Below are 9301 nucleotides of genomic sequence, written 5' to 3'. Positions count from 1 at the left end.
TGGAGCGGGAAATCGGGTTCGAACCGACGACCTCAACCTTGGCAAGGTTGCGCTCTACCAACTGAGCTATTCCCGCTTGTGCTTTCGATCACTCAAAAGCTTGAAATTTATCGACTGACAAACTCCAAATAATTCTGGAGCGGGAAATCGGGTTCGAACCGACGACCTCAACCTTGGCAAGGTTGCGCTCTACCAACTGAGCTATTCCCGCGTATCCAACGAAGCCTTAAATTCTACAACAGAAATAAAGGATCGCTGCGATGAGACGAATTGTAGCGCACTTTTTTCACGCATCTGAAAAGCACGCTACAAATTTTCTTCAATGCTTGATTGCACGCGTTTTCTTGGCTGCTGCTTTGGTTGCTACGGTTTTTGGAGCAGCAACAGGAATAGATGCAACCGTGTCTTCATCCAAAGCGACGGGCATGCGCTCAAGAGCAATCCTCAAAACGTCATCAATCCACCGGACTGGAATGATTTCCAGGTCAGTCTTCACATTCGCCGGGATGTCCTGTAGATCCTTCAAGTTCTCCAATGGAATCAAGACAGTTTTGATGCCTCCTCGCAAGGCTGCGAGCAGCTTCTCTTTCAGACCACCGATTGCGGTCACTTCACCGCGCAATGTGATCTCGCCCGTCATAGCAACATCAGCGCGAACTGGTATTCCTGTCAAAGCCGAGACAAAGGCAGTTGTCATTGCCGCGCCTGCGCTAGGCCCATCTTTAGGGGTAGCGCCATCAGGGACATGCACGTGAATATCGCGCTTCTCGAAAGCGGCATCTTCAATGCCCAAAGCACGTGAGCGACTGCGCACGACAGTACGCGCCGCTTCCACCGACTCCTTCATCACATCACCCAAAGATCCGGTGCGCAGGATGTTGCCTTTTCCAGGCATCGTTGCCGCCTCGATAGTCAACAGATCACCACCGACCTCCGTCCAAGCAAGACCAACAACTTGCCCCACCTGGTTTTGCTGTTCAGCACGACCATAAGTGTATTTATGCACCCCCAGATACTCATCCAGATTTGCTGCACTGACGACAACCTTTGGCTTTAGCTTTTGCAGCTGAAGCCCCTTCACGACTTTACGGCAGATCTTGGACAGCTCACGCTCCAAAGAGCGCACACCTGCTTCACGCGTGTAGTAACGGACGATGTCACGAATGCAATCATCCTTGACCTCCAGCTCGCCCTCTTTCAAACCATTGTTCGTTATTTGCTTAGGTAGCAAATAGCGCTTGGCAATATTGAGTTTTTCATCTTCCGTATAACCGGCCAGACGGATCACTTCCATCCGATCCAGCAGCGCTGGTGGAATATTCATCGAGTTCGAGGTTGCCACAAACATGACATCACTCAAGTCGAAATCCACTTCCACGTAGTGATCACCGAAAGCACTGTTTTGCTCTGGATCTAAAACCTCCAGCAATGCGCTCGATGGATCCCCCCGAAAATCCATGCCCAGCTTATCAATTTCATCCAGCAAAAACAGCGGGTTACGCGTACCCACTTTTTCTAAGTTCTGAATGACTTTACCGGGCATAGCACCAATGTAGGTTCGGCGATGGCCACGAATTTCCGCTTCATCGCGCATGCCACCCAACGCCATCCGCACATATTTGCGCCCCGTAGCCTTGGCAATAGACTGTCCCAGCGAGGTTTTACCCACGCCTGGTGGGCCAACCAGACACAAAATTGGCGCCTTGACCTTATCAACACGCTGCTGTACAGCAAGGTATTCCAAGATACGGTCTTTGACTTTTTCAAGACCGAAATGGTCTGCATTCAGCACTTCTTCTGCGTTCGCCAAGTCATGCTTGATCTTGGTTTTCTTGCTCCAAGGCAAACCAGTCAGTACATCAATGTAATTACGTACAACCGTCGCCTCTGCAGACATGGGTGACATCAACTTGAGCTTTTTAAGCTCCGCTTCAGCCTTTTTACGAGCCTCGGCCGGCATTCTGGCTGCCTTGATCTTCTTTTCGATTTCTTCTAAATCAACGCCATCTTCACCCTCGCCGAGCTCCTTCTGAATAGCCTTGACTTGCTCATTCAAATAGAAATCCCGCTGGTTCTTCTCCATCTGGCGCTTCACACGACCGCGGATCTTCTTGTCGACATTCAAAATATCGACCTCCCGATCAAGCTGCTCAAACAGATTCTCCAGGCGCTCCTTCACTCCTGCCAAATTCAGTACGACCTGTTTGTGGTCAAGCTTTAATGGCAAATGTGCTGCGATGGTATCGGCCAAACGGCCTGCATCATCAATACCAGCAATTGACGTCAAAATCTCAGATGGAATCTTCTTGTTGAGCTTGACGTACTGATCAAACTGCTGAGACACCGCCCGGCGCAAAGCCTCGATCTCACTGGCCTCCTTCTCCGAAGGCGTATTGACCGAAATCTCCAGACAGCGCGCTACAAAGTGGGTTTCATGGTCGAGCACATCGAGCAACTTGGCACGTTGCTGGCCTTCCACCAATACTTTGACCGTGCCATCAGGCAGCTTCAGCATTTGCAAAATGGTGGAAATACTACCGACCTCGAACAAGTCGTCGGCTGAAGGCTCATCCTTAGATGCCGTTTTTTGCGCAACGAGCATGATCCGGCGATCTGCTTCCATCGCTAGCTCAAGAGCCTTTATGCTCTTTGCACGCCCCACAAACAGGGGAATCACCATATGAGGAAATACCACCACATCACGCAAAGGCAACAGCGGCAGTTCAATACTCTCATTGGGGGACAAATCAGTAGATCCTGACATGAAACTCCTTGGCCATCACAGCACGCATATGCCGTGATTCATCATCTTTACACCCAAGCTTCAGCTTGTAGAAAAACATGGCTCTACGTAATGCAAAGCCATGTCCAATCCGCTTAAGCCTTTTTAGCGGCCTCTCGATAGACCAGTAGAGGAGCCTTGCCCTCTACGATAGTGGCCTCTTCCACCACAACCTTTTCCACATTCTCAAGATTGGGCAGATCAAACATAGTGCTCAAGAGTGACTGCTCAAGAATTGAGCGCAGCCCACGAGCCCCTGTCTTACGGGCAATCGCCTTGCGCGCAATTGCTGACAAGGCTGATGGGCGCACCTCCAGCTCAACCCCTTCCATGGAGAGCAATTTACTGTATTGCTTCACCAAGGCATTTTTGGGCTCCGTCAGAATGCGAACCAATGCCTCTTCGCTCAACTCAGTCAGGGCAGTCACGACAGGCATGCGCCCAACCAGCTCAGGAATAAGGCCGAACTTGATCAAATCTTCAGGTTCGATATCTTGAAAAAGCTCGGTCAGAGAACGGTTCGCCTTGTTGCGAACTGCAGCACCAAAGCCAATGCCCGAAGCTTCTGTGCGATTTTCAATAACTTTTTCCAGGCCCTGGAAGGCACCGCCACAAATGAACAAGATATTGGTAGTGTCAACCTGCAGAAAATCTTGATTGGGGTGCTTGCGCCCGCCTTGTGGAGGAACGCTGGCCATCGTGCCTTCAATCAATTTCAGCAGTGCTTGCTGCACACCCTCGCCAGAGACATCGCGAGTAATGCTCGGGTTATCAGATTTGCGCGAAATCTTGTCAATTTCGTCAATGTACACAATGCCACGCTGCGCACGCTCTACGTTGTACTCACAGCTTTGCAGTAATTTCTGAACAATATTTTCTACGTCTTCGCCCACGTAACCAGCTTCAGTCAACGTAGTTGCGTCAGCCATCACAAAAGGCACATCCAGTTGACGTGCCAGAGTTTGAGCGAGCAATGTCTTGCCCGAGCCTGTTGGGCCAATCAGCAAAATATTGCTTTTCGACAACTCAACATCTTCCTTGCCGGCTTTATCTTTGTGATTGAGGCGTTTGTAATGGTTGTAAACCGCGACCGCTAGCGTACGCTTTGCCTGCTCCTGATCAATCACATAGTTATCTAGACTTGCTTTGATTTCCGCAGGCGTAGGAAGATCGCCACGGGCCTCACGTGCGCTGGCATCCGGAACCTCATCGCGAATGATTTCATTGCACAAATCAATGCATTCATCACAGATGAAGATGGATGGACCAGCAATCAACTTTTTGACCTCATGCTGGCTTTTGCCGCAGAAGGTGCAATAAAGATTTTTCTCGCTGGTTGTGCCTTTTTTCTCGGCCATGGGGGCTACGCCTTGTTTACGTCAATAAGAGAAGAGGATGATAGCAATGTAAAAACGGCGCTCACCGAAGGGGAAAGCGCCGCTTGCTGCTGATCAGCGCTATGTGTTACGCGCGTTTTTCAAGCACGCTATCAACCAGACCATAGTCTTTGGCTTCTTGCGCCGACAGGAAGTAATCACGCTCCGTATCGTGCTGAATTTTTTCCAGCGGCTGGCCTGTTTGCTCTGCCAACAGTTTATTCAGCCGCTCTCGTGTCTTCAGAATTTCACGTGCGTGAATTTCAATTTCAGTGGCCTGACCTCGAGCACCACCCAAAGGCTGGTGGATCATGACTTGTGAGTTAGGCAGCGCAAAACGCTTTCCCTTCGCACCAGCAGATAACAAGAACGCGCCCATGCTTGCAGCCATGCCACAGCACAAGGTCGATACATCGGGCTTGATGAAGTTCATGGTGTCAAAGATAGCCATCCCTGCCGTCACACTCCCGCCAGGAGAGTTGATATAAAAGGAAATGTCCTTTTCTGGGTTTTCACTTTCCAGAAACAACAATTGAGCCACTACAAGATTGGCAGTCTGATCATTGACTTCGCCAACCAAGAAAATTACGCGCTCCTTGAGCAAGCGGGAATAGATGTCATAAGACCGCTCACCGCGACCTGACTGCTCAACCACCATGGGTACCATACCCAAACCTTGCATGTCCAATGCGCTCATGTTTTCTCCAAACAAGGGAACAGAACAAATACTGTAACCAAGAAATGAAATGGGGCTTGTGCGGCAAAGCACAAGCCCCGGATCTAGAACTTTTTAAGCGATGTCCGCATGATCACTGCACAGCGATCAACGGCGCTTTGTTCAAGCCAAGCTCTTAGGCTTGACCCATCAGTTCTTCGAACGACACAGCTTTGTCGCTTACCTTGGCCTTGCTCAAAACGAACTCAGTCACGTTGTTTTCAATCACCACAGCTTCCACTTCAGCCAGACGCTGACGGTCACCAAAGTACCAGCGAACCACTTCTTCAGGCTTCTCGTAGGAAGCAGCCAGCTCATCCACATGGGCCTTGAGCTGATCAGGAGTAGCTTCCAGCTTGTTGGCCTTCACCAGCTCTGCAACCACCAGACCCAGACGTACACGACGCTCTGCCTGTGGCAAGAAAATATCTTCAGGAATCTCAGCCTTGTCAGCATCTGGAATGCCACGCTGCTTCAAGTCAGCACGCGCACCCTCCATCAAGCGAGCCACCTCCGCCTGCACCGAAGCCTTAGGCAAATCCAGTTCAGCTACAGAGACCAAAGCATCCATCACAGCTTGCTTGTTGCGCGCCTGCAAGCGGAACTTCACTTCGCGCTCCAGATTTTTCTTGATATCTGCACGCAAGGCATCAACGCTGCCATCAGCAATACCCAGCGACTTTACCAATGCTTCATTCACCTCAGGCAAGCTTGCAGCTTCAACCTTCTTCAAGGTCACAAGGAAGTCAGCGGTTTTGCCAGCTACATCCTTGCCATGGTAGTCCTCAGGAAATGCCAAGGGGAAAGTCTTGGATTCACCAACCTTCATGCCACGGACTGCGTCTTCAAATTCCTTGAGCATTTGGCCTTCGCCAACCAGAAATTGGAAGTCTTCGGCCTTGCCACCAGCAAAAGTTTCGCCGTCAATCTTGCCTTCGAAATCTACGGTCACACGATCGCCATCCACTGCAGCTTCAGTTGCAGCGCGTTGTGCGAAAGTGCGGCGCTGTTTGCGCAGGATGTCCAAAGTTTTTTCAATAGCAGCGTCATCCACTTCTGCAGTCAGCTTCTCAACTTCAGCAGCGGTCAGATCACCGATCTTCACTTCCGGGAATACTTCGAAAACAGCTTCGAATTCTGCTTGACCTTCAGCGGCACCGTCCTTTTCGGAAATGCGAGGCTGACCAGCAACGCGCAGACCAGCTTCTTGCACGCTCTTGGCAAATTCTTCACCGACCTTGTCGTTCAGCACTTCGTACTGCACTGAGTAACCATAACGCTGAGCAACAACGTTCATGGGCACCTTACCGGGACGGAAACCGTCCATTTTCACAGTGCGCGCCACCTTCTTCAGACGATTTTCAACTTCAGTCTGGATTGCGGCAAGGGGCAGGCTCAGCGTAATTTTGCGCTCGAGCTTTTCTAGAGTTTCAACTGTAACGGCCATGGTGATTCCTAATTCTGGGGAAATAGTGGACTGTGCCGACTGCAGTTCACAGCCTGCACCGTATTCCGCATAGTCTCACTGGAATGTGGTGCGCGGGGCGCGGATCGAGCAGACAATAGATTCAACAAGTTATGCATTGTTTGCGGGATTCGCGCGGGACACTAAGTCACTTCCCAGCGCATTCTTAATCCAACATTATATCCAGCCAGAGACAGCCAAAACCGGCGCAACCTTACAAACAGCCAAGTTAGACCACCCAAGCCCCTGTACAGGGCCTCAGTTGCTGTCAAAACCCGTCGCCACCTGTTTTGCACTAACTGCAGTCAAAGGCTTGTGGAGCGTGTTTTTTCAACACCCCATCACCACCATCAAAATCAACACAAGAACTGCGCGGGCGAGGCGGGGTTTCGAGCGCGCGCTGGAAGATGCGGCGGGGAAGACTTTGTGACAGCAATTGCTTACAGATCGCGCTTGCACACATACTGTGCTTACATTCGGTGCTGTTGCATAAGCCCTGTCTGAAGCGAGCGCCTCCAAACCCTAGCCGCGGCCATGCCACGGCTGCCGCCTGAGGACGTCCCAGTTCACGCAATCCATTCAAGATAGCGGCCCGGATGTGCAACTTACTGACTTGGCGCTCAAAGGTGCGGGGCATCACGCATTCACCAAGTCGCTTGATGCAGTTCATCTTGGTTTTCCTCCACCAAGCTTTGCCAGTGACAACCACTCCAGTGCTTGCAGATGCTTGGCCCAAATCGCTTGCATGCGGCAATCGCTGCATGGAGCAATTAAAGACACTGCCTTTGCGGATGCGAGCATTCCTTCCAGGTGCAATGACTGGGGTCGTTCCGCGCCTCAACTTCACCTGCTGGACTGGCTGTGCTTCGTAAGCTCCATCGCCTGTCAGTCTCTCGAGGACTTCATCTTGCGGTAACTGCTGCTGCAGGTCAGGCAACACGGCAGCATTGCGGACATTGCTAAAAGTCATTCAAATGGACCGAATCTGCAATGTCTGGGCATCGATGCCAATGCGCAGCTTGCGCTACTGGCGGCGACGTTCAGGCCCTTGCTTTTTGCACTTGCACACGCCTTCACCTGGGAATTTGATGCCTGTCGAATCCACCAGCAGGTGCGACCCACCCTGGCTGCGTGTGTACGGCACCTGAACGTTCGGCCCTAATTGGCGTCTGCACTGCCGGGTGCATGGAGGCGATAACGCAAAAAACGAGTCCCCTCAATATCCAATGCGCCATCTGGCCGAAATCCCAACTTGAAAATCCCTTTTATTCTGGTTCTTGAAGGCGGCAGCAAGATTGTGATGGAGCTCAGTCCAAGACTAGTAAATGCACGCTTGACTATCTCTTGATAGATAGCTTTACCACTTCCCCAAAATTTGGGGTCAAGTACCAAAGCGAGGTCGGCATCACCTTCCTCGTACTGCAAGCCACCCCAGCCAGCAAATTGCTGATCAATTTCAAACGCCCATGGCCCATAGCCGTATTGCTGCCACTGGGCATCTTTTTGCCGAGCCCATTCATTTGCTTTCGCCAGGTCGAAATTTGCACTTCCGAGCGGCATTTGCCGTAGCACATCCGGATTGTTGTTCAGCGAAACAATCTGAGCCGGCTCAACTTCAGTGAGTCGCTTAAATTTTAAAATCATGCCTATATCTGGCTGTCTATCAATCAGACCCAAAGCGTATCAAAACGGTGGTTGCTGACCATGCATCTGAGCGTTAGCTAAGGCGCGACCTGCAACTGTCGCAATCCACAGCCAGAAGCGGTCATTCGCTTGCTGCAGCGGACTGGCGAGCAGATGGAGGGCATGGTGACCGTAATCAGCGAAAGCCATGCATGGCGTGCTGCAGCCAACGAACTGGGCAAAAGTTGGCAGGAGCGTGTGCAGGCGCTGGGTCATATCCCCTTGTTGGAGCGTGCTGTGCAAGGCCAATGGCCGGCGATGCTGGCCACGTTGTAATGGCCCAGTGCAAACGCTAACCGTGCGCCCCTGTGCGGGGGCGCACGGCGCACGTCTTATTTGTTTTTCAACTTGCCTTTGGGCAGCACCGAGGTGAGCGGGGCAATAGGGCGCATGGATTCCGGCGAGGTATTGACCAGCGGTGGCAAGCTGGTGTCCTTCTTCGGTTTTTTGACCAGTTTGTTGTTAAGTTGCATGCCTTTGGCCATAGAAATCTCCTGTATGAAGCTTCCAATGTAACCGTGGCACGCTCAGGCCAGGCTGTCCGGCCCCAGAAGGCCTTCACTCCATAACCTTAGAACGTGTTTACGATCTCCTGGGTCACGGGCTGTCAGCCGCCGCCACAAAGTGGTAGTTCTCGGTCAGGTGCAGTCAATCCATAAGCACAAGTTATCAAGGCTAAAGCAGCAGGCAGCCCAAGCACGGCCATCAAACCAAGAAAGCTAAAAACCAGAAACAATAAAAGTTGAATTTTTTATGCAAAAGACTTATAATAAAACTGTTGCCAGCAAACTTAAGTAGTTCCACAGCAACGCCAGCATGAGGTGAACAAGCCCTCGTGCAAGAAATTTCCGCGAAGTTTGTCGCGCCGTTGGCTGTCGAGCAGCAGCCAATCGAGTTATTGAAAGCTCATGCAGGTCTTTGAGACCTGCTCTCTGATTGAACTAGATTCCACTCTCTCCTATTGCCATGGGCAAGTACTTCGTTACGCCCTCATCACTTAAGACCCATTGCGGTCGCTTTCAAGCTTCCTTCGCACTTCAGCGCACAAAGCAAAACAGCAGCTACTGCCGTGTTTTCCGCTTTGACAAAACATTTGCCTCGACCGAAGCAGCAAAAATCTATGCTGTGACCCAAGGCTGGCTGCAGACGTCCATGCAGCCCCCCACGTGCTGAGCCTTTAGCAAACGCTCAACTCCATCCGGTTGCTACGGACTAGCACTCCCCACAGCCATACTCAAACGATGCGTCAATTTTTGACGAATCATTAATAAAAAGGCTCC

8 protein-coding genes, 2 tRNA genes and 1 pseudogene are annotated in these 9301 nt (G+C 51.2%); 2 read left to right on the top strand and 9 right to left on the bottom strand.

Annotation, left to right across the window (positions count from 1 at the left end; genetic code table 11):
* The 8 genes and pseudogenes from H9646_RS12890 to H9646_RS12855 form a co-directional block, all read right to left on the bottom strand.
* Positions 1-76: transfer RNA gene (locus H9646_RS12890), tRNA-Gly, on the bottom strand.
* Positions 77-135: 59 nt separating this feature from the next.
* Positions 136-211 (bottom strand) — tRNA-Gly (locus H9646_RS12885).
* Positions 212-319: 108 nt separating this feature from the next.
* Complete coding sequence (gene lon, locus H9646_RS12880; RefSeq protein WP_191723779.1) at positions 320-2764, bottom strand: endopeptidase La; 2445 nt, start codon at positions 2762-2764, stop codon at positions 320-322.
* Positions 2765-2877: 113 nt separating this feature from the next.
* Positions 2878-4140 carry an ATP-dependent Clp protease ATP-binding subunit ClpX gene (clpX, locus tag H9646_RS12875; protein ID WP_191723778.1) on the bottom strand — a complete coding sequence of 421 codons (1263 nt, stop codon included), beginning with the start codon at positions 4138-4140 and terminating at the stop codon, positions 2878-2880.
* Positions 4141-4246: 106 nt separating this feature from the next.
* The gene (gene clpP / locus H9646_RS12870) at positions 4247-4855 is read right to left on the bottom strand and encodes an ATP-dependent Clp endopeptidase proteolytic subunit ClpP (protein WP_191724056.1); all 609 of its coding nucleotides are present in this window, start codon (positions 4853-4855) and stop codon (positions 4247-4249) included.
* A gap of 154 nt (positions 4856-5009) precedes the next feature.
* A complete protein-coding gene (gene tig / locus H9646_RS12865) occupies positions 5010-6320 on the bottom strand; it encodes a trigger factor (RefSeq protein WP_191723777.1) in 1311 nt (436 codons plus the stop codon).
* A gap of 553 nt (positions 6321-6873) precedes the next feature.
* Positions 6874-7530: pseudogene (locus H9646_RS18465) on the bottom strand (IS5 family transposase); the annotation flags it as partial.
* Positions 7497-8015, bottom strand: a complete 519-nt coding sequence (locus tag H9646_RS12855) for a GNAT family N-acetyltransferase (RefSeq protein ID WP_225214186.1) — start codon at positions 8013-8015, stop codon at positions 7497-7499. The gene H9646_RS12855 and the pseudogene H9646_RS18465, both read right to left, overlap by 34 nt.
* 129 nt (positions 8016-8144) lie before the next feature.
* On the opposite strand from H9646_RS12855, the gene H9646_RS12850 reads away from it, so the two are divergent.
* The gene (locus H9646_RS12850; RefSeq protein WP_225214185.1) at positions 8145-8297 is read left to right on the top strand and encodes a hypothetical protein; all 153 of its coding nucleotides are present in this window, start codon (positions 8145-8147) and stop codon (positions 8295-8297) included.
* A 56-nt stretch (positions 8298-8353) separates the two neighbouring features.
* Here H9646_RS12850 and H9646_RS12845 read toward each other — a convergent pair whose 3' ends face one another.
* On the bottom strand, positions 8354-8506 hold the full coding sequence (locus H9646_RS12845; RefSeq protein ID WP_191723775.1) for a hypothetical protein: 153 nt from the start codon (positions 8504-8506) through the stop codon (positions 8354-8356).
* 481 nt (positions 8507-8987) lie between these two features.
* On the opposite strand from H9646_RS12845, the gene H9646_RS18725 reads away from it, so the two are divergent.
* Positions 8988-9194 (top strand): hypothetical protein, encoded by a 207-nt coding sequence (locus tag H9646_RS18725; protein WP_370551196.1) that lies wholly within the window; start codon positions 8988-8990, stop codon positions 9192-9194.
* Positions 9195-9301 lie beyond the last annotated feature (107 nt).

The sequence above is a fragment of the Comamonas avium genome (assembly GCF_014836675.1).
In the GTDB taxonomy this organism is placed as follows: domain Bacteria; phylum Pseudomonadota; class Gammaproteobacteria; order Burkholderiales; family Burkholderiaceae_C; genus Comamonas; species Comamonas avium.
Note: the sequence above shows the minus strand (reverse complement) of the source record. Positions and strands in the feature narration are given on the sequence as shown.